The sequence below is a fragment of the Streptomyces sp. ISL-87 genome, assembly GCF_018614095.1.
GTDB lineage: Bacteria > Actinomycetota > Actinomycetes > Streptomycetales > Streptomycetaceae > Streptomyces.
The window spans coordinates 186,299-209,042 of record NZ_JAGGOY010000016.1; the positions used below are offsets into that span (position 1 = coordinate 186,299).

General features: G+C 72.9%; 18 protein-coding genes. 6 read left to right on the forward strand and 12 right to left on the reverse strand.

The window, feature by feature from the left end:
- Nucleotides 1-96 precede the first annotated feature (96 nt).
- Nucleotides 97-1,779: a phenylacetic acid degradation protein PaaN gene (gene paaN, locus J7I97_RS06115; protein WP_214931379.1), complete on the reverse strand. Its 1,683-nt coding sequence runs from the start codon at nt 1,777-1,779 to the stop codon at nt 97-99.
- Nucleotides 1,780-1,946: 167 nt separating this feature from the next.
- Between paaN and J7I97_RS06120 the strand changes: the two genes are divergently transcribed.
- Nucleotides 1,947-3,476: a 3-hydroxyacyl-CoA dehydrogenase gene (locus J7I97_RS06120; protein WP_214931381.1), complete on the forward strand. Its 1,530-nt coding sequence runs from the start codon at nt 1,947-1,949 to the stop codon at nt 3,474-3,476.
- The gene (locus tag J7I97_RS06125) at nt 3,473-4,060 is read left to right on the forward strand and encodes a TetR/AcrR family transcriptional regulator (RefSeq protein ID WP_214931382.1); all 588 of its coding nucleotides are present in this window, start codon (nt 3,473-3,475) and stop codon (nt 4,058-4,060) included. The genes J7I97_RS06120 and J7I97_RS06125 overlap by 4 nt, the downstream gene beginning before the upstream one ends.
- Before the next feature lie 58 nt (nt 4,061-4,118).
- Here the strand turns inward: J7I97_RS06125 and J7I97_RS06130 are convergent, their stop codons facing one another.
- Nucleotides 4,119-4,682 carry an Lrp/AsnC family transcriptional regulator gene (locus J7I97_RS06130; protein WP_214931384.1) on the reverse strand — a complete coding sequence of 188 codons (564 nt, stop codon included), beginning with the start codon at nt 4,680-4,682 and terminating at the stop codon, nt 4,119-4,121.
- A gap of 178 nt (nt 4,683-4,860) precedes the next feature.
- On the opposite strand from J7I97_RS06130, the gene pdhA reads away from it, so the two are divergent.
- From pdhA to J7I97_RS06145, 3 genes are read left to right on the forward strand one after another with little or no spacing between them, the layout of a single operon-like run.
- Nucleotides 4,861-5,997 carry a pyruvate dehydrogenase (acetyl-transferring) E1 component subunit alpha gene (gene pdhA / locus J7I97_RS06135; RefSeq protein ID WP_214931386.1) on the forward strand — a complete coding sequence of 379 codons (1,137 nt, stop codon included), beginning with the start codon at nt 4,861-4,863 and terminating at the stop codon, nt 5,995-5,997.
- A 44-nt stretch (nt 5,998-6,041) separates the two neighbouring features.
- Nucleotides 6,042-7,010 carry an alpha-ketoacid dehydrogenase subunit beta gene (locus J7I97_RS06140; protein ID WP_214931518.1) on the forward strand — a complete coding sequence of 323 codons (969 nt, stop codon included), beginning with the start codon at nt 6,042-6,044 and terminating at the stop codon, nt 7,008-7,010.
- A complete protein-coding gene (locus tag J7I97_RS06145) occupies nt 7,010-8,305 on the forward strand; it encodes a dihydrolipoamide acetyltransferase family protein (protein ID WP_214931388.1) in 1,296 nt (431 codons plus the stop codon). Before J7I97_RS06140 ends, J7I97_RS06145 begins: the two co-directional genes overlap by 1 nt.
- A 228-nt stretch (nt 8,306-8,533) precedes the next feature.
- On the opposite strand, the gene J7I97_RS06150 is transcribed toward J7I97_RS06145, so the two are convergent.
- The 10 genes from J7I97_RS06150 to J7I97_RS06195 all read right to left on the reverse strand — a co-directional run bounded on the left by J7I97_RS06150 (nt 8,534) and on the right by J7I97_RS06195 (nt 20,758).
- Nucleotides 8,534-9,514, reverse strand: a complete 981-nt coding sequence (locus tag J7I97_RS06150; RefSeq protein WP_214931390.1) for an NAD(P)H-quinone oxidoreductase — start codon at nt 9,512-9,514, stop codon at nt 8,534-8,536.
- Nucleotides 9,515-9,598: 84 nt separating this feature from the next.
- A complete protein-coding gene (locus J7I97_RS06155) occupies nt 9,599-10,705 on the reverse strand; it encodes a TrkA family potassium uptake protein (RefSeq protein WP_214931392.1) in 1,107 nt (368 codons plus the stop codon).
- Nucleotides 10,693-12,033 carry a molybdopterin molybdotransferase MoeA gene (locus J7I97_RS06160; protein ID WP_214931394.1) on the reverse strand — a complete coding sequence of 447 codons (1,341 nt, stop codon included), beginning with the start codon at nt 12,031-12,033 and terminating at the stop codon, nt 10,693-10,695. The genes J7I97_RS06155 and J7I97_RS06160 overlap by 13 nt, the downstream gene beginning before the upstream one ends.
- On the reverse strand, nt 12,030-12,917 hold the full coding sequence (locus tag J7I97_RS06165; protein ID WP_214931396.1) for an NTP transferase domain-containing protein: 888 nt from the start codon (nt 12,915-12,917) through the stop codon (nt 12,030-12,032). Before J7I97_RS06165 ends, J7I97_RS06160 begins: the two co-directional genes overlap by 4 nt.
- A 250-nt stretch (nt 12,918-13,167) precedes the next feature.
- A complete protein-coding gene (locus J7I97_RS06170) occupies nt 13,168-13,704 on the reverse strand; it encodes a bacterial proteasome activator family protein (protein ID WP_214931397.1) in 537 nt (178 codons plus the stop codon).
- An 82-nt stretch (nt 13,705-13,786) separates the two neighbouring features.
- Complete coding sequence (locus J7I97_RS06175; protein ID WP_251058541.1) at nt 13,787-16,549, reverse strand: ABC transporter permease; 2,763 nt, start codon at nt 16,547-16,549, stop codon at nt 13,787-13,789.
- Between the two features lie 101 nt (nt 16,550-16,650).
- A complete protein-coding gene (locus J7I97_RS06180; protein WP_214931401.1) occupies nt 16,651-17,385 on the reverse strand; it encodes an ABC transporter ATP-binding protein in 735 nt (244 codons plus the stop codon).
- A 23-nt stretch (nt 17,386-17,408) separates the two neighbouring features.
- Nucleotides 17,409-18,134: a PadR family transcriptional regulator gene (locus J7I97_RS06185; RefSeq protein ID WP_214931403.1), complete on the reverse strand. Its 726-nt coding sequence runs from the start codon at nt 18,132-18,134 to the stop codon at nt 17,409-17,411.
- Nucleotides 18,135-18,255: 121 nt separating this feature from the next.
- Nucleotides 18,256-18,906, reverse strand: coding sequence for a hypothetical protein (locus J7I97_RS06190; protein WP_214931405.1), 651 nt, complete (start codon nt 18,904-18,906; stop codon nt 18,256-18,258).
- A 184-nt stretch (nt 18,907-19,090) separates the two neighbouring features.
- The gene (locus J7I97_RS06195) at nt 19,091-20,758 is read right to left on the reverse strand and encodes a protein kinase (protein ID WP_214931407.1); all 1,668 of its coding nucleotides are present in this window, start codon (nt 20,756-20,758) and stop codon (nt 19,091-19,093) included.
- A gap of 277 nt (nt 20,759-21,035) precedes the next feature.
- Here J7I97_RS06195 and J7I97_RS06200 point away from each other — a divergent pair, with 277 nt between their 5' ends.
- Entirely contained in the window at nt 21,036-22,661 is a 1,626-nt protein-coding gene (locus tag J7I97_RS06200) for a protein kinase (RefSeq protein WP_214931409.1), read from the forward strand.
- Nucleotides 22,662-22,744 lie beyond the last annotated feature (83 nt).

Genomic DNA, 22,744 nt, shown 5'->3' on the forward strand with positions numbered 1-22,744 from the left:
TCACGCCTGCTGATCACGCGGCGAAGCGCCGCCGGGGGCTGGCCCGTGGGGCCCCCGGCGGCGCTTCGGAGCAGTGACACAGCGGTCGGGCCGGGCTCAGGCCTGGCGGCGGACCTCCACCACGCGGAAGCGGTTCGCGACGAACGCCCCGTCACACAGGGCCGCATTGGCCGCCGGGTTGCCGCCCGAGCCGTGGAAGTCGGAGAAGGCCGCGGTCTGGTTGACGTAGACGCCGCCCGTCAGGTTCAACGACAGCTGGGCCGACTCCTCCAAGCAGACCTCCTCGATCGCACGCTCGGTGTCCGCCGAGGTGGTGTACGCGCCCACCGTCATCGCGCCCTTGTCCCGCACCGTGCGCCGCAGCAGCTCCAGTGCGTCCGCCGTGGAGTCGACCGCCACCGCGAACGACACCGGGCCGAAGCACTCCGAGAGGTAGGGGGCTTCCGGATCGGGCTTGGAGGCGTCCAGCTTCACCATCACCGGGGTGCGGACCACGGCGCCCGGGAACTCCGGGTTCGTCACCTCGCGGGAGGGCAGGGCGACCTCGCCGAGGCCGGCCGCCGCCTCCAGGCGGGCCTTGACGTCCGGGTTGACGAGCGCGCCCAGCAGGGCGTTGGCCCGGGCGTCGTCGCCCAGCAGGCCGCCGACCGAGGCCGCGAGGTCGGCAACCACCTCGTCGTACGTCTTGTGGCCGGCGTCCGTCTCGATCCCGTCACGCGGGATCAGCAGGTTCTGCGGGGTGGTGCACATCTGGCCGCTGTACAGGGAGAGCGAGAAGGCCAGGTTGGACAGCATGCCCTTGTAGTTGTCGGTGGAGTCGACGACGACGGTGTTGACGCCCGCCTTCTCCGTGTAGACCTGGGCCTGGCGCGCGTTGGCCTCCAGCCAGTCGCCGAACTCCGTGGACCCGGTGTAGTCGATCAGCTTGATCTCGGGGCGGACCGCGAGGGTCTTCGCGATGCCCTCGCCCGGGCGCTCGACGGCCAGCGCCATCAGGTTCGGGTCGAAGCCGGCCTCGGTGAGGACCTCGCGGGCCACCTGGACGGTCAGGGCGAGCGGGAGGATCGCGCGCGGGTGGGGCTTGACCAGCACCGCGTTGCCCGTGGCGAGGGACGCGAACAGGCCGGGGTAGCCGTTCCAGGTCGGGAAGGTGTTGCAGCCGATCATCAGGGAGATGCCGCGCGGGACCGCCGTGAAGGTCTTGCCGAGATCCAGCGGGTCCTTCTTGCCCTGCGGCTTGGACCAGTCGGCCTGCCCCGGGACCCGGGTCTGCTCCTCGTACGCGTAGGCCACCGCCTCCAGGCCGCGGTCCTGCGCGTGCGGGCCGCCCGCCTGGAACGCCATCATGAAGGCCTGGCCGCTGGTGTGCATGACGGCGTGCGCGAACTCGTGGGTCCGCGCGCCGATCCGGGCCAGGATCTCGATACAGACCAGGGCGCGCGCCTCGGGCCCGGCGTCCCGCCAGGCGCCCATGCCGGCCCGCATCGCGGGCAGCAGCACATCCGGGTCGACATGCGGGTACTCCACGCCCAGCTCCAGGCCGAACGGGGACGTCTCGCCGCCCGCCCAGCCGTCGGTGCCGGGCTGCCCGAGGTCGAGCCGGGTGCCGCGGACGGCCTCGAAGGCGGCGAGGCCGTCGGCCGGGGCGGTCTCCCCGTAGGCCTTGGGGTGCTCGGGGTGCGGGGACCAGTAGGCGCGGCTGCGGATGGCGGCCAGTGCCTGGTCGAGGGTCAGCCGGTGCTTGGCGGACAGCTGGGGGACGGTGAGCGCGGCGGCCATCAGGGACCAACTCCTCGTTGAGCCGGGCAAGATCAGCTGGATTGTCAGGCTGAGATCAGGCAGGGGCGGGTGAAGAAGAGCAGACTGGAGTTAGAGTAACCGAACGATCGGTCGGGACAAGAGGGCCCGGCAGACCTGTGGATAACTCGGTGCGGGAGGATCAGGACATGACAGCAATCGAGCGGTCCCGCACTGTGGCGGTCGTCGGCGCCGGCACCATGGGGCAGGGCATCGCCCAGGTAGCCCTTCTCGCAGGTCACCGCGTGCTGATCTACGACATCAACCACGCCCTCGCCGCCGACGGCGTTTCCTTCGTGCAGGACCGCGTCGAGCGGATGGCCGCGAAGGGCCGCATCGATCGCACCGAGGCCGAGGACGCGATCGGCCGGATCGATTCGACGGGCGCTCTCGCCGACCTTGCCGGAGCCGCCCTGGTCATCGAGGCCGTCGTCGAGGACGTCACCGTCAAGCAGGCGCTCTTCGCGGCACTCGAAGAGGTGGTTTCGCCGGACGCGCTCCTGGCGACCAACACCTCCTCCCTCTCCGTCACCGAGCTCGCCGCCGGCCTGACGCACCCCGGCCGCTTCCTCGGCCTGCACTTCTTCAACCCGGCCCCGCTGCTCCCCCTCGTCGAGGTGGTCAGCGGTTCCGCGACCGACCCGGCCGCCGCCGAGCTCGCGTACCGCACCGTCCTGGGCTGGGGGAAGACGCCGGTCCGCTGCGCCGACACCCCCGGCTTCATCGTCAACCGGATCGCCCGCCCCTTCTACGCCGAGGCCTTCGCGGTGTACGAGGAGCGGGGCGCCGACCCGGCCACCATCGACGCCGTGCTGCGCGAGTGCGGCGGCTTCAAGATGGGGCCGTTCGCGCTGACCGACCTGATCGGCCAGGACGTCAACGAGGCCGTCACCCGCTCCGTCTGGGAGTCCTTCTTCCGGAGCCCCAAGTTCACCCCCTCCCTCGCGCAGCGCCGGCTGGTCCAGTCGGGCCGTCTCGGCCGCAAGTCGGGGCACGGCTGGTTCCCCTACGGCCCGGACGCGCAGGCGCCCGCCCCGCACACCGCCGGCCCCGAGGAGGCCCCGGCCAAGGTCACCGTCGTCGGCGACCTCGGTCCCGCCGCCGGCCTGGCCGAGCTGCTGGAGGAGGCCGGGATCGCCGTGACGGCCACCGAGCACGGGGGCCCGTACATCCAGCTGCCCGGCGAGGGCCAGCTGGTGCTCGCCGACGGCAAGACCTCGATCGAGTTCGCCGACGTCGTCTACTTCGACCTCGCGCTCGACTACCGCGGCGCCACCCGCATCGCGCTCTCCGCCGGTGAGGACACCAGCGAGCGGACCCTCGCCGAGGCCATCGGGCTCTTCCAGAAGCTCGGCAAGAAGGTCTCCGTCATCGGCGACGTCCCCGGCATGATCGTCGCCCGGACCGTCGCGATGCTGATCGACCTCACCGCCGACGCCGTCGCGCGGGGCGTGGCCGCCGCCGAGGACATCGACACGGCGATGCGGCTCGGCGTCAACTACCCGCTGGGGCCGGCCGAATGGCACGACCGGCTCGGCCGCGACTGGGCGTACGACCTGCTGCACCACCTGGACGAACGCTGTCCCGGCGGCCGTTACGCGCCCTCGCTCGCGCTGTTCCGGCTGGGCTACGCGGAGGGGCCCGAGGGAGCCGGGGACGAGGGGGAGGAAACGGAATGACGACCGCGAGGCGCGACACGTACACCCCGGAGACGCTGCTCAACGTCGCGGTCCAGGTCTTCAACGAGCGTGGCTACGACGGCACCTCGATGGAACACCTCTCCAAGGCCGCGGGCATCTCCAAGTCCTCGATCTACCACCACGTGGCCGGCAAGGAGGAGCTGCTCCAGCGGGCCGTCAGCCGCGCCCTCGACGGCCTCTTCGCCGTCCTGGAGGAACCGGGCGCCGTACGCGGCCGGGCGGTCGAGCGGGTCGAGTACGTCACGCGCCGCACCGTCGAGGTACTGCTCGCCGAACTGCCGTACGTGACGCTGCTGCTGCGCGTACGCGGCAACACCAGCACCGAGCGCTGGGCGCTGGAACGCCGCCGCGAGTTCGACCACCAGGTGGCGGACCTCCTCAAGGCCGCCGCGGCCGACGGGGACCTGCGCGGGGACGTGGACATACGGCTGGCCACCCGCTTGCTGTTCGGCATGGTGAACTCCCTCGTCGAGTGGTACCGCCCGTACCCGGCGGCCGACCATGCCCAGCTGGCGGACGCGGTCGTCCACATGGCGTTCGACGGGCTGCGGACCTCGCCGTAGGCGCCTGAGGGAGGGGGTGCACGAGGACCGTCCTCCCCCGGCCCGTCACCCCCCTGCCCTAGTCCTCCGTGATCGCCGGGCCGCTGCCCGGTCCCGGGGCCAGGAGGTCCGTTTCCTCGAAGACCAGCAGCGTGCGCGTGGACAGCACCTCGGGGATCGACTGGAGCCGGGTCAGCACCAGCTCGCGCAGCGTCCGGTTGTCCGGCGTGTGCACCAGCAGCAGTACGTCGAAGTCCCCGCTGACCAGCGCGATGTGCGCGGCCCCCGGCAGCTCGCGGAGCTTTTCGCGGACCGTGCGCCAGGAGTTCTGGACGATCTTCAGGGTGATGTAGGCGGAGGCGCCCTGCCCCGCCCGTTCGTGGTTGACGCGGGCGGTGAACCCGCGGATCACCCCGTCGTCGATCAGCCGGTTGATGCGGGCGTACGCGTTCGCCCGCGACACGTGGACCTGCTCGGCCACCGACCGTATCGACGCGCGGCCGTCCGCCTGGAGCAGCCGCATGATGGAACGGTCGATCGGATCCAGCGGGCGGGGCGGCACAGGCGACCCAGGCGGCACTCCGGGAGCACCCCCCGGCGGGACCGGTGCGGAACCCGCTCCGGCCATTTGTTCATCCGGCATTGCCCACTGCCTCCCTCTGCTGGACGTCCTGCACCCATCCCAGGGCCCCGGCGCCAGTTTGTCCACAGCCTGGAGCCGCCTGTAGCCAAATTGCGCAGACAACCGAACAATCGGTTGGTGAGGGGCCTCACATCCGGGGTCCGCCCTGCCCGCTTCCCACGAGGAGGTGTACGCCGCCATGACGGTCCAAGAGCTGCCCGGTGCCGGTGCGTCCCACCGCTCCACCCCGCCGCCCGCCTGGAGGCCCCGTATGGACGCCGCGCCGCTGCTCCCGGACCCCGAGCCGTACCGGGTGCTGGGCACTCCGGCGGCCGAGAAGCTCGACCCCGAGCTGATGCGCCGGTGCTACGCGGAGCTCGTCCGAGGCCGCCGCTACAACGCACAGGCCACCGCGCTGACCCGGCAGGGGCGGCTCGCCGTCTACCCGTCGACGGTCGGCCAGGAGGCCTGCGAGATCGCGGCCGCGCTGGTCCTGGAGGACCAGGACTGGCTCTTCCCGTCCTACCGGGACACCCTGGCGGCCGTGGCGCGCGGGCTGGACCCCGTACAGGCCCTGACCCTGCTGCGCGGCGACTGGCACACCGGGTACGACCCCCGGGAGCACCGGATAGCCCCGCTGTGCACCCCGCTCGCCACCCAGCTGCCGCACGCGGTGGGCCTGGCGCACGCGGCCCGGCTGCGCGGCGACGACGTGGTCGCACTGGCCATGGTCGGCGACGGCGGCACCAGCGAGGGCGACTTCCACGAGGCGCTCAACTTCGCCGCCGTCTGGCAGGCCCCCGTGGTCTTCCTGGTCCAGAACAACGGCTTCGCGATATCCGTCCCGCTCGCCAAGCAGACCGCCGCCCCGACGCTGGCCCACAAGGCCGTGGGGTACGGGATGCCGGGCCGGCTGGTCGACGGCAACGACGTGGCCGCCATGCACGAGGTGCTGACCGAGGCGGTCCAGCGGGCCCGCGCGGGCGGCGGCCCGACCCTGATCGAGGCGATCACGTACCGCATCGAGGCCCACACCAACGCCGACGACGCGACCCGCTACCGCGGTGACGCCGAGGTCGAGGCGTGGAAGGCGCACGACCCGGTGGATCTGCTGGAGCGCGAGCTCACCGCGCGCGGCCTGCTGGACGAGGCGGGCATCCAGTCCGCCAAGGACGCGGCCGAGGTGATGGCGGCGGCGCTGCGCGAGCGGATGAACGCCGATCCGGTGCTGGATCCGATGGACCTGTTCGCGCACGTCTACGAGCAGCAGACCGGGCAGTTGCGGGAGCAGGCGGCCATGCTGCGCGCCGAGCTGGATGCGGAGGAGCAGGCGTGACGACGGCGACGAAGGGGACGAGGGTGGCGGCGAAGCCGGCGACCATGGCCCAGGCCCTGGGCCGGGCCATGCGCGACGCCATGGCGGAGGACCCCACGGTCCACGTCATGGGCGAGGACGTCGGCACGCTCGGCGGGGTCTTCCGGATCACGGACGGCCTGGCGAAGGAGTTCGGCGAGGACCGGTGCACGGACACCCCGCTCGCGGAGGCCGGAATCCTGGGCGCCGCGGTGGGCATGGCCATGTACGGGCTGCGGCCGGTGGTGGAGATGCAGTTCGACGCGTTCGCCTACCCGGCGTTCGAGCAGCTGATCTCGCACGTCGCGAAGATGCGGAACCGGACGCGAGGCGCGATGCCGCTGCCGATCACCATCCGGGTGCCGTACGGCGGCGGGATCGGCGGCGTGGAGCACCACAGCGACTCCTCCGAGGCGTACTACGTGGCCACGCCCGGGCTGACCGTGGTCACCCCGGCGACGGTGGAGGACGCGTACGGGCTGCTGCGCGCGTCGATCGCGAGCGACGACCCGGTGGTCTTCCTGGAGCCGAAGCGGCTGTACTGGTCGAAGGCGGACTGGTCGCCGGAGGCCCCGGCGGCGGTCCCGGGCATCGGCAAGGCCCTGATCCGCCGGACGGGTACGAGCGCGACGCTGATCACGTACGGGCCCTCGCTGCCGGTGTGCCTGGAGGCGGCCGAGGCGGCGCGCGAGGAGGGCTGGGACCTGGAGGTCGTGGACCTGCGCTCGCTGGTCCCGTTCGACGAGGAGACGGTTGTCGCCTCCGTACGCCGGACCGGGCGCGCGGTGGTGGTCCACGAGGCCGGCGGGTTCGGCGGGCCGGGCGCGGAGATCGCCGCTCGCGTGACGGAGCGGTGCTTCCACCACCTGGAGGCGCCGGTGCTGCGGGTGACCGGGTTCGACATCCCGTACCCGCCGCCGATGCTGGAGAAGCACCACCTGCCCGGCGTCGACCGGATCCTGGACACCGTGGCCCGCCTGCAGTGGGAGAACTGATGCCGCAGGTACTGGAATTCAAGCTCCCCGACCTCGGGGAGGGCCTGACCGAGGCGGAGATCGTCCGCTGGCTGGTCGCGGTGGGCGATGTCGTCGAGGTCGACCAGCCGGTCGTCGAGGTCGAGACGGCCAAGGCGATGGTGGAGGTCCCGTGCCCCTACGGCGGTGTGGTCACCGCCCGTTTCGGGGAGGAGGGCACGGAACTCCCGGTCGGCGCACCGCTGATCACCGTGGCGGTGGGGTCGAACACGGCGCCGGAGCCGGATACGGAGGTTTCCGGGTCGGGCAATGTGCTGGTCGGCTACGGCACCGACCACTCCCGGCCGGCCCGCCGCAAGCGGGTCCGGCCGGGGGCGGCGGCGGTCGTCGCGGCAGCCACCTCCGCCCCTGTCACCGTTACGGCGGCCGGGCCGGTGCCGGTGATCTCGCCTCTGGTGCGGAAGCTGGCCCGGGACCACGGGGTGGACCTGCGCGCGCTGCGCGGGTCCGGCCCGGAGGGCCTGATCCTGCGGGCGGACGTCGAGGCGGCGCTGCGGGAGCCGGCTGCGGCCGCTCCGGCCGTGGGTGCTCCGGTCGTGGGTGCTCCTGCCGTGGCGGCGCCGGAAGGCGCGACGCGGGTCCCGCTCAAGGGGCTGCGCGGAGTCGTGGCCGAGAAGCTGTCGCGCAGCCGGCGGGAGATTCCGGACGCCACCTGCTGGGTGGACGCGGACGCCACCGAGCTGATGGCGGCGCGGGCCGCGATGAACGCCGTGGGCGGGCCCAAGATCTCGGTGCTCGCGCTGCTGGCCCGTATCTGCACGGCCGCGCTCGCCCGGTTCCCGGAGCTCAACTCCACGGTGGACCTGGTGGCCAACGAGATCGTCCGGCTCCCGGCCGTGCACCTTGGCTTCGCCGCGCAGACCGAGCGGGGCCTGATGGTCCCGGTGGTCCGGGACGCGCAGGCACGCAACCCGGAGTCCCTGTCGGCGGAGTTCGCCCGTCTCACCGAGCTGGCCCGGACCGGCAAGCTGGCGCCGGCGGACCTGACCGGTGGGACGTTCACCCTGAACAACTACGGGGTGTTCGGTGTCGACGGCTCCACGCCGATCATCAACCACCCCGAGGCGGCCATGCTCGGCGTGGGCCGGATCGTCGCCAAGCCGTGGGTCCACCAGGGGGAGCTGGCCGTCCGCCAGGTCGTCCAGCTGTCGCTGACCTTCGACCACCGGGTGTGTGACGGTGGCACGGCCGGGGGCTTCCTGCGGTACGTGGCCGACTGCGTCGAGTCCCCGGCGGTGCTGTTGCGTTCGCTGTAGCGGGTGCGGGTGCGGGTGCGGGTGCGGGTGCGGGTGCGGGTCCGCCGCTGCGCGGAGCCGTCCCCGCCCCGCCCCTTCCCGAAACCGGGGCTCCGCCCCGGACCCCTGTACATCTGCGGCACCGCCGCCGGGGGCCAGCCCCCGGACCCCCGCGCCTCAAACGCCGGCGGGGCTGGGTTTTCAGCCCCGCCGGCGTTTGAGGCGCAGGTCCAGGTGGAGTCCGGGGCACTACGACGACGTGAGCAGCAGCTTGCCCACGTGCGTCCCCGACTCCATCACCCGGTGGGCTTCCGCCGCGCCCCGCAGGGGGAAGGCGGCGTGGACCACCGGCCGGATCAGCCCCGCTTCCACCAGCGGCCACACGTGCTCCCGTACACTCGCCACGATCGCCGCCTTCTCCTCCAACGGCCGCGCCCGCAGCGAAGTGGCCGTGATCGCCGCCCGCTTGGCCAGCAGCGCGCCAAGGTTCAGCTCGGCCTTGACCCCGCCCTGGAGGCCGATCACCGCGAGCCGGCCGTTCACGGCCAGGGCGTCCAGGTTCCGCGCGAGGTACTTCGCGCCCATGATGTCCAGGATCACGTCCGCGCCCGCCCCGCCCGTCGCGGCCTTCAGCTCCGCCACGAAGTCCTGCTCGCGGTAGTCGATGAGGATGTCCGCGCCCAGCTCCTTGCAGCGCGCCAGCTTCTCCTGGCTGCCCGCCGTCACCGCCACCCGCGCACCGACGGCCTTGGCCAGCTGGATCGCCATCGTGCCGATGCCGCTGGAGCCGCCGTGCACCAACAACGTCTCGCCCGGGTGCAGATGGGCGACCATGAACACGTTCGACCACACCGTGCACACCACCTCCGGCAGCGCGGCGGCCGTCGCCAGGTCCACGCCCGCCGGGACCGGCAGCAGCTGGCCCGCCGGGACGGTGACCCGTTCCGCGTACCCGCCGCCGGCCAGCAGCGCGCACACCTCGTCGCCGACCGCCCAGCCGGACACCCCGGGCCCGATCGCGGCGATTCGGCCGGAACACTCCAGGCCGGGGTAGCGGGAGGCGCCGGGCGGCGGGTCGTAGAAGCCCTGGCGCTGAAGGATGTCGGCGCGGTTCACGGCGCTCGCCGCGACCTCGACGAGCACCTCGCCCTCGCCGGCCACCGGATCGGGTACGTCGGACCAGACGAGGGCCTCAGGGCCGCCGGGCTGCTCGATGGTGATCGCATGCATGGCCCGGAGGCTACGCGAACCCGGACCCGCCGTGCAGGAGCCCGTGTTGGCGGCCGGCGCCGGGCGCAAATCCGGCGGCCGGCGCTAATCCGCCGGGCCCAGTCTCACCTGAGGTGACGTCGGCGGGGCCGCGCGGACGATGGCGATCAGGCGGTCCGTCAGCTGGAGCGGGCTCGCCTGCGGGTCGTCGTAGGCGAGCAGCCGATGACCGCGCAGAACGCTGACGACCAGGTCGGCGGTTTCCCGGACGGGCCTGCCGGCCTCGGCCTTGCTGATGGGGCGTTCGATCAGGTCGAGGCCGGTGCCCTGATGAATCAGGTCCTCCATCACCGTGCTCGCGCTGGGGCTGAGGACCGACAGGCCCAGCAGCCGGCCGGCCGCGCTCGCGCTCGTGATGACCGCGTCCGCGCCGGACTGTTTCAGCAGCGGCGCGTTCTCCTCCTCGCGGACCGCCGCGACGATCTTCGCGTTCCGGTTGAGCTGCCGCGCCGTCAGCGTGACCAGCACCGCCGTGTCGTCCCGCTGCGTGGCGATGACGATCTGACGTGCCCTCTGCACTTCGGCGCGGAGCAGCACTTCGGAGCGGGTGGCGTCGCCGACCACACCCGTGAAGCCATCCGCGTTGGCCGTGTCGATCACCTCGGCGCTCGGGTCCACGATGACGACCTGCTCCTTGTGGAGGCCGGTGGCCAGGAGCGTCTGCAGGGCCGAGCGGCCCTTGGTGCCGAAGCCGATGACGACCGTGTGGTCACGCAAGTTCTTCCTCCAGCGGTTCAGCCGCCACTCTTCACGCGTGCGCTCGGTCAAAACCTCCAAAATGGTTCCGACCAGGATGATGAGGAACAAAACGCGCAGTGGCGTGATCAGCAGGACGTTCATCAGCCGCGCGCTGTCGCTGTACGGGACGATGTCGCCGTAGCCGGTCGTGGAGAGCGTGACGGTCGCGTAGTAGACGCAGTCGAGGAAGTCGACCGTGCCGTTGGCGTTGGCGTTGTCGTGGTAGCCCTCGCGGTCGGCCCACACGATCAGGACCGTCAGGAACAGCACGAACAGGGCCATCAGCAGACGCCGGGTGACCTGGCGCAGCGGCCGCTCGATGACACGAGTGGGGAGCTTGATGCGCCGGGACACGAGTTTCTCGTCGGCCCCCCGCGCCATGGCGTCCGAGCCGGGAAGTTTCACGTGAAACATCCCCCCGCGGCCCAAGGCAGATCGAGGATCTCCAGGTCCTGCCCGGACCGCGCGCCGTTCGGCGGTACGACGGCCAGCGCATCGGCGGCCGCCACGCCGCGCAGCATCGCCGGGCCGTGGAAGCGCAGTGGTACGGCGTGCTCGTCGGTCAGCAGGACCGGGACGAGCCGGGTGTCGTACGGGTGGCCCGGTACGTCGCCCTGCACCGGCGCCGTGTACCGGGGGCGCTGGCGCCGGCCGGCGAGGGCGCGCAGCAGCGGTTCGGCGAGGGTGAGCAGCCCGGAGACGGCGGCGAGCGGGTTGCCGGGCAGGCCCACGAGGTGGCGGCCGTCGGCGCGGTCGCCGATCCGGGCGAGCAGCATCGGGTGCCCGGGGCGCACGGCGACCCCGTCGACGAGCAGCTCCGCGCCGGCCCGGCGCAGTACGGGGTGGACATGGTCGACGGGGCCGGAGGCGGTGCCGCCGGTGGTGATGACGACGTCGGCGGTGGATCCCGTGACGGCGGCCAGCAGGGCCTCGGCCCCGGCGGGGTCGTCGCCGAGCCGCCGGGTACTGATGACGTCGGCGCCGAGGCGGGTGAGCCAGGGGCCGAGCATGGGACTGAGGGCGTCCCGGATCAGGCCGTCGTGGGGGCGGCCTTCGGTGAGCAGCTCGTCGCCGAGCACCAGGATCTCCACGCGGGGGCGGGGCCGGGTGGTCAGCTCGTCGTACCCGGCGGCCGCGGCCAGGCCGAGTACGGCCGGGGTCACGAGGGAGCCGGCGGGCAGCAGCAGGTCGCCGGAGCGGCATTCCTGGCCGCGCGGGCGGATGTCCTGGCCGGTGGTGACGGGCCGGTCGGCGAACAGCTGGGTACCGGTCTCGTGGCAGTGCTCACTGCGGATCACGGCGGTGGTGTCGGCGGGGATCCGGGCGCCGGTGGCGATCCGTACGGCCTCGCCGTCCGCGAGCGGCTCGGGCCGGCCGGAGCCGGCGAGTACCCCGCCGCCGGGGCGGACGGCCCAGGGGCCGGGGCCGGCGACGGCCCAGCCGTCCATGGCGGAGGTGTCGAAGGACGGCAGATCGGTGAGGGCGTCGAGCGGCGCGGACAGTACTTCGCCGAGGGCCTCGGAGAGGGGCACCCGGTGGGTGCGGCCCCGGACACCGGAGCCCGCGCCGGCGGCGATCTCCCGGGCGCGGGGCCAGGGGGCGGCGCGGTGGGCGCCGGGCGCGCCCGCTCGGGGGGCGCGGCTGACCAGGGCGAGGGCCTCGTCGAGGGCCTGCTCGGCGGTGGCCTTGGCCTCCGGTGTGGAGGCCGGGGCCTGGGCGTGGTCGGCGTCGGTGGGGGTCATCCGGAGCCGTTCTCTCGGGTCTCGGCGGCCTGGGTCTCGGCGGCCTCGGCCTCGGCCGCCCAGCGCAGGGCCAGGTCGGCGGCCTTGCGGGAGGCTTCGGCGACGGCCTGGGCGGGGTCGGCGCCGGTGGCTTCGGCGTGGGCGGCAGCGTAGCCGACGAGGAAGGTGGTCAGCGGGGCTGCGGGCCGGGCGACACCGTGGGCGGCGTCACGGGCCAGGTCGAGCAGGGCCTTGGTGTCGACGGCGAGGTCGATGCCGAGCTCGCTCTTGACTGCGGTGATCCATTCGTCCAGCACGCTCCCATGCTCCCTGATGCGGGCACGGGCGGCTGCGAGGTCCTCCCAGGTGTCGCAGTCGAAGGAGGCGAGTGCCGCAGCACCGGTGACTCTGGCCAGGCCGAGCTCGGCGGTGAGAGCGCGCAGCGGGAGGCCGCCGAGGGTGCCGTGCTCGGTGGCGAGGAGGGCGATCTCCCTGCGGAGGGGCTCCGCGCGGTAGGCGGCGACGAGGGGCTGGTCCCGGCCGTCGGCGTCCTGGAGCATGGCGCCGTCGTCGGCGGGGCCGGGGGCGGTCAGCAGGGCCTGGACGGTGTCGCGGTCGAGGAACGGCAGGTCGGCGGAGAGTACGAGGACCAGCGGGGCGGTGCTCTGACGCAGCCCGGCGTCGACCGCGGCCACGGGGCCGCCGCCGGGTGGGTCCTCGCGGGTCCAGCGGACGGGGCGGGCGGTGGGGCGGCGGCCGCCGACCACGACGGTCGTGCGGGCGTCGGCGCAGGCGTCCAGGACGCGGTCGAGGAGGGGGCGTCCGCCGACGGGGAGGGCGGGTTTGTCGGCCCCGCCGAGTCGTCGCGCGGCGCCGCCGGCGAGGACGATCGCGTCGTAGCTCATACCTTCGAGTATGGGGGGCCATGTCCCGTGCGGGACGCTGCACTTAGCTGCCGCATCCCGTGCCGGGTGCTGCACGTGGTTTCCGGCTGTCCGCGACGGGCGGATTTGCTCCCCGCCCCGCCCTTCCACCGTTCCCCGGGCTCCGCCCGGACCCGCGCCTCAAACGCCGGCGAGGCTGGATTTGGGCGGACCTGGGTGCGCGGCGGGCCCGGAGCGCGGGGTGCGGTCCGGGCCCTGGGATGGGGCGGGGTTAGAGGTACGGGCCGGAGCGGATCGCGCCGTGGCCGCCGTCTTCGTCGTCGGAGGGCGCGCCCGGGGGGAGGGCGCGGCGCATCTGTTCCAGTTGGGCCCGCGCCGCCATCTGCTGCGCGAACAGGGCCGTCTGGATGCCGTGGAAGAGTCCCTCCAGCCAGCCCACCAACTGGGCCTGCGCGATGCGCAGTTCGGCCTCCGAGGGAATGGCCTCCTCGGTGAAGGGCAGGGAAAGGCGTTCCAGTTCTTCGACCAACTCCGGGGCGAGGCCGTCCTCCAGCTCCTTCACCGACGCGGCGTGGATGTCCTTGAGCCGGACCCGGCTCGCCTCGTCGAGAGGAGCGGCACGTACCTCTTCCAGGAGTTGCTTGATCATGCTGCCGATCCGCATGACCTTGGCAGGCTGTTCGACCATCTCCGTCACCGGGACCTCGCGCGACTCGTCATCGGCGCCGCCGACCGTCAACCCGTCCTGTCCGACGATCAGGACGTGCGGGGGACTGTCCTGCGACCGTTCACTCCTCGGCATCTCCATGCCGCCATTCTCTCGCACACCTCCGTCCTCACACGGTGTGCCCCCGTACAGGCGTGATCCACCCTGTACGGGGGCCCGGGGATTACCCCGCCGCCCGGCGGGCCAGGGCGCCGCTCGACCTCGTCACCAGGGCCGCCAGCAGGGCCGCGCCCAGCGGGACCACGATCAGCAGTCCGCCCAGCGTTTCCCACGGCACCGCGATCGGCACGTAGGGGGCGGTGCCCGATTCCGCCCCGAAGCCGGAGCCGATGGCCGACCGGTAGAGCGAGGTCACCTCCCGCCGCTCCGTGAGCCGCAGCCCCACCGCGGGCAGCACCCCGGCCGCAGAGCCCAGGACGACGCCCATCAGGGCCACCACCCCGCACTGGAAGCCGCTCAGCGTCCGCCGCACCCGCGGGGCCGCCCCGACCGCCGCGAGGGTCTTCAGGTCGGCCTCGGCATCGGCCTGGGCCAGCCCGGTGGCGATGCCGGCCGCACCGATGGTGACCAGGCCCGCGAAGACGGTCAGGGCGAGCACGGCCAGGCCGCCGGCGCCCTGGTAGCCCTCCTCGATGCGGACGTTGGCGTCCACGCCCATCCCGTCGAGCGCCCCGTCCAGCTTCTGCCGCTGCTGCGAGCTCGCCGTCCCGTCGAGGGTGAAGTACGAGCCGAACGGCGCGGTGACCAGCCCCGCCGACTTGGCGGCCCCGGCTGGCAGCACCAGCTTCAGGCCGTAGGCCTCGGTTCCCTCGGGTGCCCGGTAGGCGGCGAAGACCTTGTCCTCGCCGGGCGGGTCCTGCCCCGGCGCCGACACGGCGTTGGCGGCCTTCGCGTCGGCGATCACCCGGACGGTGACCTTGCCGTCCTTCCAGTTCCGCCTGTCGAGGGAGACGGCCTTGCCCGCCTTCAGCGCGGACACCGCGCCCGGATCGGTGACGGCCAGCACGGTGAGCAGCTTCTCGTCGGCGACCACCGTCTCGAACTGTTTGCCGATGCCGCGCTGGTCCTCCTTGCACCGCCAGTCGTCGCGCAGCGCCTTCTGCTCGGCGAGCGGAAAGGAGTTGGGGCCGTCCGCCGCCTCGAAGAGCGGGCAGCGCTGGTCCTTCGGGACGAGGATCTCGGCCCGCCCGCAGCCCGGCTCGTCGGAGTACGTGTCGCAGCCCGGCTTGCCCACGACGAGCCGCTCCACGTCGGCCCGTACGGCCAGCGGGAACTCCTTGGCCAGGGCCTCGCGCACGGCGGGGACGTCCCGGTAGCCGGAGTTCTCGGTGACCTCCGCCAGCCCGCTGCCGCGCGGCAGGGAGAAGACGTACTCGTGCCGGTCCTGGAGGTCCTTGCTGTGCTGGTACGTGGCCACCGCGACGGTGCCGGCGACGGCGGCCAGTACGGCGGCCACGGCGGGGGCCGTACGCCCCCGGTTGCGCACGGCGTCGCGCAGCGCGAGCCGCGGGGACAGCGGCAGCCACCGCCCGGCCCGGCCGAACAGGCCGACCAGCACCGGGGTTAGGGCGACGATGCCCAGCTCGGCGAGGGAGCTGCCGGCCGCGACGACCACGGAGCCCAGCTCGGAGACCGTGCCGTAGAGGGCGATGGCGGCCCCCGCGCCGATGGCGGCGAGGCCGACGACGGGCAGGATCCGGTTGGCCCGGCGGACCCCGCGGCGGCCGGTGAGTGAGGCCAGCACGGTCTGCCGCGAGGCGGTGACCGCCGGGACGACGGCGGCCAGCAGGCCGGTCACCACGGCGAGCAGCCCGATCCCGAGGAGTTCCAGCGGGCGGACGTCGAAGTCGCCGAAGCGGCTGCCGATCTGCTCCTCCAGCACCGGCCGGAGCGCGACGGTGAGCGCCACGCCGATGACGGTGCCGATGACCGCGGACGCGGCGCCGATGACCAGGCCGCCGGAGAGGACGATGGCCCGGATGTGCCGCCGGTCGCCGCCGTTGGCGCCGACCAGGCCGAGTTGGCGGCGCGAGCGCCGGGCACCGACCGCGAAGGCCGGTCCGGCCAGCAGGCAGATCTCCAGCATGGCGAGGCCGACGACCGTGGCCAGGATGGCCAGTTCGGTGGCCTGCAGGACCGGGCCGCTGCCCCAGGTGTCCATGTGCCCGTGCTGCTGGTACAGCGGAACTTCCGAGTCCGAGGGCGGGTCGAGCGCCACGGCGCGGGAGGTGACGACCACGCCCTTGGTGTTGGCCTCCTTGACCATGTTCCACGTGAAACCATCGCCGCCGACGCTGACGAAGTAGCTGTCCTCGGCGTGCACCCCGGGGTTCCCGGCGGCCTCCAACGCACGGTCGAGCGGCGTGAGCAGGCTCCCGGGCGGGGCGATGAGCTGCTTCTGCTTGAGCTCGTCGGGCAGTTCGTACGCACCCACGATCCTGTACGAGGTCTGCGAGCCGCGCGGGGTCACGGTGGAGCCGACGAAGAACCCGGAGTCCTCCAGGAAGGCGTTGGTGGCGATGGCCTCGCCCGCGGCCTCGGGGAGCCTGCCGCGGTCCAGCGTGAACAGGCCCTTGACCAGCGGGCTGTGCGTGTCGAGTTCGCGCAGCTCGGTGTCGAGCAGCCCGTGCGTGGTGCGCACCTTGGCGTGGCCGACGCTGTCCTTCAAGGTCTTGGCCCCGGCCGGCAGCGCGGATGGGAGCAGGTTCGGATCCTCCTCCTCGGAGGGCTCGTAGGAATCGAACCCGCGCGCCGGGGCGTAACCGTGGCCGTCGGGGCGCTGGTGGATCGCCGTGCCCATCCCGGAGTCCGCCAGCCGGGCGTCGGCCGCACCGAGGACCCGGTCCGTCCGCTGTTCGGTGGAGAGCTCCGCGCTGCGCAGGGTGAGGTCGGCGGCGCTGACGCCGACGATCGGCAGGGCGATCATCGCGAGGACGAGGGCGCTGCGGCCCTTGGCGCGCCAGGCGTCGCGGCGGGCGATCCGGATGGCCGCGATCCAGGAGTGGTACCAGCCTTGGAGCGAGGAGGTCACTGGCCGGCCGCCTGCCCCGAGAGCAGCGAATCGGCATGGCTGCGCAGGGTCTCGTCGACCACGGTGCCGTCGCGCAGGAAGACCACGCGGTCGGCCCAGGCGGCGAAGCGCGGCTCGTGCGTGACGAGGATGCCGGCGGCGCCCGCGTCGCAGCGGGCGCGCAGCAGGGCGAGGACGGAATCGCCGGTCTCGGAGTCGAGGGCGCCGGTGGGTTCGTCGGCGAGGACCAGGCGGCGGTCGCCGACCAGGGCGCGGGCGATCGCCACGCGCTGCTGCTGGCCGCCGGACATCTCGTCGGGGAAGCGGTCGGCGAGCTGGGCGAGGCCCATCTCCTCCAGGGCCGCCAGGGCCGAGCCCCGGGCCTTGCGGGCGGATATCCCGTCGAGTTCGCGGGGCAGGGCCACGTTCTCGGCGGCGGTGAGGGCCGGGATCAGGTTGTAGTCCTGGAAGACGTACCCGATGCTGCGGCGGCGCAGCGCGGCCAGTTCCTTGCGGCTCGCGGCGGTGATGTCGGTGCCTTCGACGACGACCCGGCCGCTGCTGGGGGTGTCGAGGCCGCCGGCGAGGGTGAGCAGGGTGGACTTGCCGGAGCCGGAGGGGCCCATGACGGCGACGAGTTCACCGGGGTGGACGGTGAGGTCGATACCGCGCAGGGCGTGCACCTCGGTGGCGCCGCTGCCGTGTACGCGGGTGAGTCTGTCCAGCTGGAGTACGGGTTGCTGGTCGGGCATGAGGGGTCCCCCTGGGATGGTCCTCAGCCCCGCCGCGTGCGGGCGGTGCGGGGCCGGTCGGTGGCGGTGGCGGCTGCTACGGGGTTGGTGGCGGCCGGGTTGGTGGCGGCCGGGTTGGTGGCGGCCGGGTCGGTGGCGGCCGGGTCGACGGCAGCCGGGTGGGCGGCGGCCTGGGGTGGTTTGGGCTCGGCTCTCCGGTCGGCCAGCAGGGAGAGCCGTACGAGCCGGGATTCGCAGTGGTCGAGCCAGCGGGCCTCGGCCTCCGTCTGGAAGATCAGCTGCTCGACGACGAGCAGCCAGGCCAGGTCGTCGCGTTCGCGGGACTGCCCGCGCTCGATCGCGGCGAGGGCCTGCCCCTTGAGCCGGGTGTAGTCCTGCATCGCCCTGATCGTGGAGTGCCGCTGGGACTGGATGACGGCGCGGATGTCCACGCCAGGGGCGCCCACGGCCATGGCGAGCTTGATGGACAGCTCGTCGCGGGGCGGGTTGGTGCGGTCGACGGGACGCTCGTACCAGGCGCGCAGTTCGGCGCGTCCGGTGTCGGTGATGGCGTAGAGGGTGTGCCCGGCGGAGTCCTCGCCGCCGGGGGCGACGAGCCCGTCGCGTTCCAGGCGGGCGAGGGTGGTGTACACCTGCCCGACGTTGAGCGGCCAGGTGGAGCCGGTGCGGGATTCGAACTCGGTGCGCAGCTGGGAGCCGTACCGAGGACCCCGTTCCAGCAGGGCGAGAAGGCCGTGGCGGATCGACATACCGAGTATGTATACCGAGTATGCCGACGGCTCACAACCGTCCTGGGGCGTACATCGGGAGGGGGACGCGCGGATTCCGTCCGCCTGGAGGGGTTCGGCCGTATGTGCCGGGGCCTCGCGCCTACAGGCCCTTGCGCAGCCTCATCCCGATGCAGCCGAAGCCGATCCCCATCAGGGCGAATCCGGTGCCGAGCGGCAGTATGTGGGCGGCCAGATCGGCGGCGCGGTCATTCGGCCCGGTGCCGAGGGCGGTGGTCACGCGGGGTGTGCCCGACGGCTTCGGGGCGACCGGCGGGGGCGGTGCGACGGGCTCGGGGGGCTCGGGGGGCTCGGGGGGCTCGGGGCGCGGGCGCAGCCGCAGCGGCCGGGAGGCCAGCATGGTCTCGGGGTTGGCGGGCTCGGCCGCCGGCCGCCCCGGGCGGTCCCGGCCGACCCCGGCGACACTGCCGGCGAGCTCCTCGTAGGCCTCTTCGGGTACGTCGCCCACGACCCCGGCGGACGCGGAGGCGGTCGCGGCCGGCCCCGCGGCGGCAGCCGCGACGGCGCTCCCGCTCACCGCGGGGCCCAGCGCGACGGCGCTCCCGCTCACCGCGGGGCCCAGCGCGACGGCGCTCCCGCTCACCGCGGGGCCCAGCGCGACGGCGCTCCCGCTCACCGCGGGGCCCAGCGCGACGGCGCTCCCGCCCACCGCAGCGCCCAGCGCCACGGCGGTCAGCGCGACGGCGGTCATCGTGACGGCGAGCCTGCGCCGCGCACGGAGACGTTGAGTCACGGGCTGCCCCTCCCGTCCCGAGCGACCGATGTTTCGCTCAGGTTCACATGGTGGGGCAAAACCGGCATCCCGGGCGGTCTGCCAGGGCCGCCCGGGATGCAAGGAATGTCGAATTACCGCGCGAACGGCTCCTTCCGGCGACTCCTCACGGCTCTTACCGACTCCTACCGACTCCTGTCGGCTCCTACTGGGGGTTGCCGGTGGAGACGGTCAGCGTGAACCGGGTGCCTTCCTTTTCGATCTTGGCGCCGGACTCCGGGTTCTGCACGAGGACGATGTCCTCGCCGTAGACCGCCTCGTCCTGCTCCACGATCTCGTAGATCCAGCCCGCCGCCTGGAGGCACTCCTTGACCGACCGGATGTCCTTGTAGCGGAAGTCCGGCGCCGAGTACTTGGTCGAGTCGCTGTAGTGCTTCGACGCGTTCTTGCACTTCTCCGGTTCGATCGTGCGCGACCGGTCCGGCCCCTTGTGCCCGGCCTTGGCCGAACTGGACGTGGACGCGCCCGGGTCGGCCTGGTTGTTCTTGTCCTTGTCCTCGCCGCTGTTCCCGACCGCCCAGATCAGGCCGCCGATGGCCAGCAGCGCCACCGCGATCGCGCCCACGATCACCGGCATGTTCCGCTTGTCGCCGCCCGCCGCGCCGGAGGAGCCGGACGAGGCCGGGGTGCTCGGCGAGATCGTGTACGGCGGCGGCGTCCGCGCGCCGAACTGCTGCGGCTGGTGCTGCTGCGGCACCGGCGGCGGCGTGTGCTGCTGCTGCGGCGGGTACGCGTACCCGCCCTGCGCGTGCGTCTGCGGAGGCGGCGTCGGCGCGTACGGGCCCGGCGCCGGGGTGTGCGGCACCTGGTACGGCTGGTGCGGCTGCTGCTGCGACTGGAACCCGGAGTCCACCGGCGGGAACACCGCCGAGCCCACGCCCGCCCCGCTGCTCACCGGACCCTGGCCCTGGATGATCATCGGCGCACCGGTCTGACCGGCCGACATGACCCGCGCGACCTCGTCCCGCATGGCCGCTGCCGTGGGGAAGCGCTCGTTCGGGTTCTTCTTCAGGGCCCGCGCCACGAGCGCGTCCATCGCCGGCGTCACCGACCGGTTGATGGAGGACGGCGTGACCGGCTCCTCCTGCACGTGCGCGTAGGCGATGGCCAGCGGCGAGTCCGCCTCGAAGGGCAGCCGCCCGGTCAGCAGCTGGAAGAGCATGATGCCGACCGAGTACAGGTCGGAGCGCGCGTCCACGGCGCGCCCCAGCGCCTGCTCGGGCGACAGGTACTGTGGGGTGCCGACGACCATGCCGGTCTGCGTCATCGAGGTGACCCCGGACTGCATCGCCCGGGCGATGCCGAAGTCCATCACCTTGACCACGCCGCGCTTGGTCATCATCACGTTGCCGGGCTTGATGTCGCGGTGGACCAGGCCCATCTCGTGGCTGGTCTCCAGCGCGGCCAGCACATCGGCCGTCACCTTCAGGGCCTTGTCGGCCGGCATCGCCCCGTACTGGTTGATGTCCGCCTGGAGTGCGGAGCCGAGCGGCTGCCCCTCGACGTACTCCATGACGATGTACGGCATCAGCGCACCGTCGAGGTCGCCTTCACCCGTATCGAATACCGAGACGATGTTCGTGTGCGACAGTTTCGCTACAGCCTGCGCCTCGCGGCGGAAGCGTTCGCGGAAGGATGCCTCGCGTCCGAGTTCGCTGTGCAGGGTCTTGATGGCGACCTGCCGGTCGAGGGCGGAGTCGTAGGCGAGATAGACGGACGCCATGCCGCCCTCACCCAGCAAGTCCCTTAGCTGGTAACGGCCACCGGCCAGGGAGCCGCCTGCGTATCGGCCCTGTGTGCCGTCCTGGCTCATGACTGTTGCTTCCCCTCGGGCTGTGTCCCTACGCGTCTGGCTGAGCGCATGTCGCGCCCAGTCTGCCGGAGGGCAAGCACACGTCAAGCCAGGTGCCCGTTCCGTGACCACAAGGCCACCGCGCGCCATTGTCCGAACGGTGAGCGGTTGCGAGGCTGTAGCGTTCACCGGAGAACCGGAACAGGACCCTGAAGAGGCCTCCGAAGAGGACCCTGGAAGAGGCCCTTGAAGAGGACCCACCGCTAGTGCGGGACGAGAGAGACGACGGCGAGGACTGATGGCACCCGAACCCGAGGGAAACGGCGCCGGGATGGCCGACGGTCCTGAGCACTGGGGCGCGGGCGGCCTCGTGGGAGACGGCCGTTACCGGCTGACCCACCGCCTGGGCCGCGGCGGCATGGCCGAGGTGTTCGCAGCCGAGGACGTACGGCTGGGCCGCACCGTCGCGGTGAAGCTGCTGCGCGCCGACCTCGCCGAGGACCCGGTGTCCAAGGCCCGCTTCACCCGTGAGGCACAGTCGGTCGCCGGGCTCAACCACCACGCCGTCGTCGCCGTGTACGACTCGGGCGAGGACCGCGTCGGCCCGACCGTCGTCCCGTACATCGTGATGGAGCTGGTCGAGGGCCGCACCATCCGCGAACTGCTGCTCAGCGCCGAGGCCCCGGGCCCGGACCAGGCGCTCATCATCGTCTCGGGTGTGCTGGAAGCCCTCGCGTACTCGCACCAGCACGGCATCGTGCACCGCGACATCAAGCCCGCCAACGTCATCATCACCGACACCGGCGCGGTGAAGGTGATGGACTTCGGCATCGCCCGCGCCCTGCACGGCGCGCAGTCGACGATGACTCAGACCGGCATGGTCATGGGCACTCCGCAGTACCTGTCGCCCGAGCAGGCCCTCGGCAAGGCCGTGGACCACCGCAGCGACCTGTACGCGACCGGCTGCCTGCTCTACGAACTCCTCGCGCTGCGGCCCCCGTTCACCGGCGAGACCCCGCTGTCGGTGGTCTACCAGCACGTGCAGGACATCCCGGTGCCGCCCTCGCAGCTGCCGGAGGGCCACCACATCCCGCAGGAGCTCGACGGCCTGGTCATGCGGTCGCTGGCCAAGGACCCGGACGACCGGTTCCAGAGCGCCGAGGAGATGCGCGGGCTGGTCCAGTACGCGATCCAGATGCTCCAGGACCAGGGGCCGAACACCGGTACCTGGAACACCGGCCCGGTCACCATGGCCCTTCCGCACGGCCGCGGTGGCGCCGCCCAGACCCACGCGATGCCGATGGGCGGGACCGGCGGTCAGCAGCAGTACCCCTCGCACTCCACGACCAATCAGTTCCAGCAGCCGATAGTGCCCCCGCTGAACCCGGACGACGGCTCGGCCTTCCCCGGTGGCGGTGGCCACGGAGGCGGTCAGGGTGGTCACGGCGGCGGCTACGAAGGTTACGACGACCGCGGCGGCAGCCGCTGGAAGATGTGGCTGTTCGCGGTGCTCGCGGTCGTCGCGATCGCGGCCGGAGTGGCCTACGCCGTCAACAACGTGGCCGGCAACGGCGGGAACGGCGGCGGCGGAGGCGGAAACTCCCCGTCCCCCTCGCAGAGCAAGCAGAGCACCCCGCAGTCCACCCCGAGCACCCCGGACACCGAGCCGACGCACCGGACGCCGGAGAGCTCGCGCTCGTTCGAGGAGAGCTTCACGCCCACCCCGAGCCGCAGCAAGAGCTCGCCGAGCTACACCCCGTCGACGTCTCCCACGGCCACGCCGCCGACGGCTTCGGCCTCGAAGTCGACGTCGCCGAAGCCGACGTCGCCGAAGCCGACGGCGAGCACGTCCGTGGTGCCCCCCGAGCCGCCGAGCGGCGGCCTCAACGGTGGCGGAGGCGGAGGCGGCGCCGACCCCGAGTAGGCGCGCGGTCGGAGTGTGTGCTCGCGGTCGGAGTGCGTGCCGAGGCGGCCGGTCCCGAGTCGAACAGCCCTACTGGTGGCCCC

Coding starts and splice junctions, on each gene's coding strand:
- paaN (WP_214931379.1), bottom strand. CDS start 1,779: ATGGCCGCCGCGCTCACCGTCCCCCAGCTGTCCGCCAAGCACCGGCTG.
- J7I97_RS06120 (WP_214931381.1), top strand. CDS start 1,947: ATGACAGCAATCGAGCGGTCCCGCACTGTGGCGGTCGTCGGCGCCGGC.
- J7I97_RS06125 (WP_214931382.1), top strand. CDS start 3,473: ATGACGACCGCGAGGCGCGACACGTACACCCCGGAGACGCTGCTCAAC.
- J7I97_RS06130 (WP_214931384.1), bottom strand. CDS start 4,682: ATGCCGGATGAACAAATGGCCGGAGCGGGTTCCGCACCGGTCCCGCCG.
- pdhA (WP_214931386.1), top strand. CDS start 4,861: ATGACGGTCCAAGAGCTGCCCGGTGCCGGTGCGTCCCACCGCTCCACC.
- J7I97_RS06140 (WP_214931518.1), top strand. CDS start 6,042: ATGGCCCAGGCCCTGGGCCGGGCCATGCGCGACGCCATGGCGGAGGAC.
- J7I97_RS06145 (WP_214931388.1), top strand. CDS start 7,010: ATGCCGCAGGTACTGGAATTCAAGCTCCCCGACCTCGGGGAGGGCCTG.
- J7I97_RS06150 (WP_214931390.1), bottom strand. CDS start 9,514: ATGCATGCGATCACCATCGAGCAGCCCGGCGGCCCTGAGGCCCTCGTC.
- J7I97_RS06155 (WP_214931392.1), bottom strand. CDS start 10,705: ATGTTTCACGTGAAACTTCCCGGCTCGGACGCCATGGCGCGGGGGGCC.
- J7I97_RS06160 (WP_214931394.1), bottom strand. CDS start 12,033: ATGACCCCCACCGACGCCGACCACGCCCAGGCCCCGGCCTCCACACCG.
- J7I97_RS06165 (WP_214931396.1), bottom strand. CDS start 12,917: ATGAGCTACGACGCGATCGTCCTCGCCGGCGGCGCCGCGCGACGACTC.
- J7I97_RS06170 (WP_214931397.1), bottom strand. CDS start 13,704: ATGGAGATGCCGAGGAGTGAACGGTCGCAGGACAGTCCCCCGCACGTC.
- J7I97_RS06175 (WP_251058541.1), bottom strand. CDS start 16,549: ATGATCGCCCTGCCGATCGTCGGCGTCAGCGCCGCCGACCTCACCCTG.
- J7I97_RS06180 (WP_214931401.1), bottom strand. CDS start 17,385: ATGCCCGACCAGCAACCCGTACTCCAGCTGGACAGACTCACCCGCGTA.
- J7I97_RS06185 (WP_214931403.1), bottom strand. CDS start 18,134: ATGTCGATCCGCCACGGCCTTCTCGCCCTGCTGGAACGGGGTCCTCGG.
- J7I97_RS06195 (WP_214931407.1), bottom strand. CDS start 20,758: ATGAGCCAGGACGGCACACAGGGCCGATACGCAGGCGGCTCCCTGGCC.
- J7I97_RS06200 (WP_214931409.1), top strand. CDS start 21,036: ATGGCACCCGAACCCGAGGGAAACGGCGCCGGGATGGCCGACGGTCCT.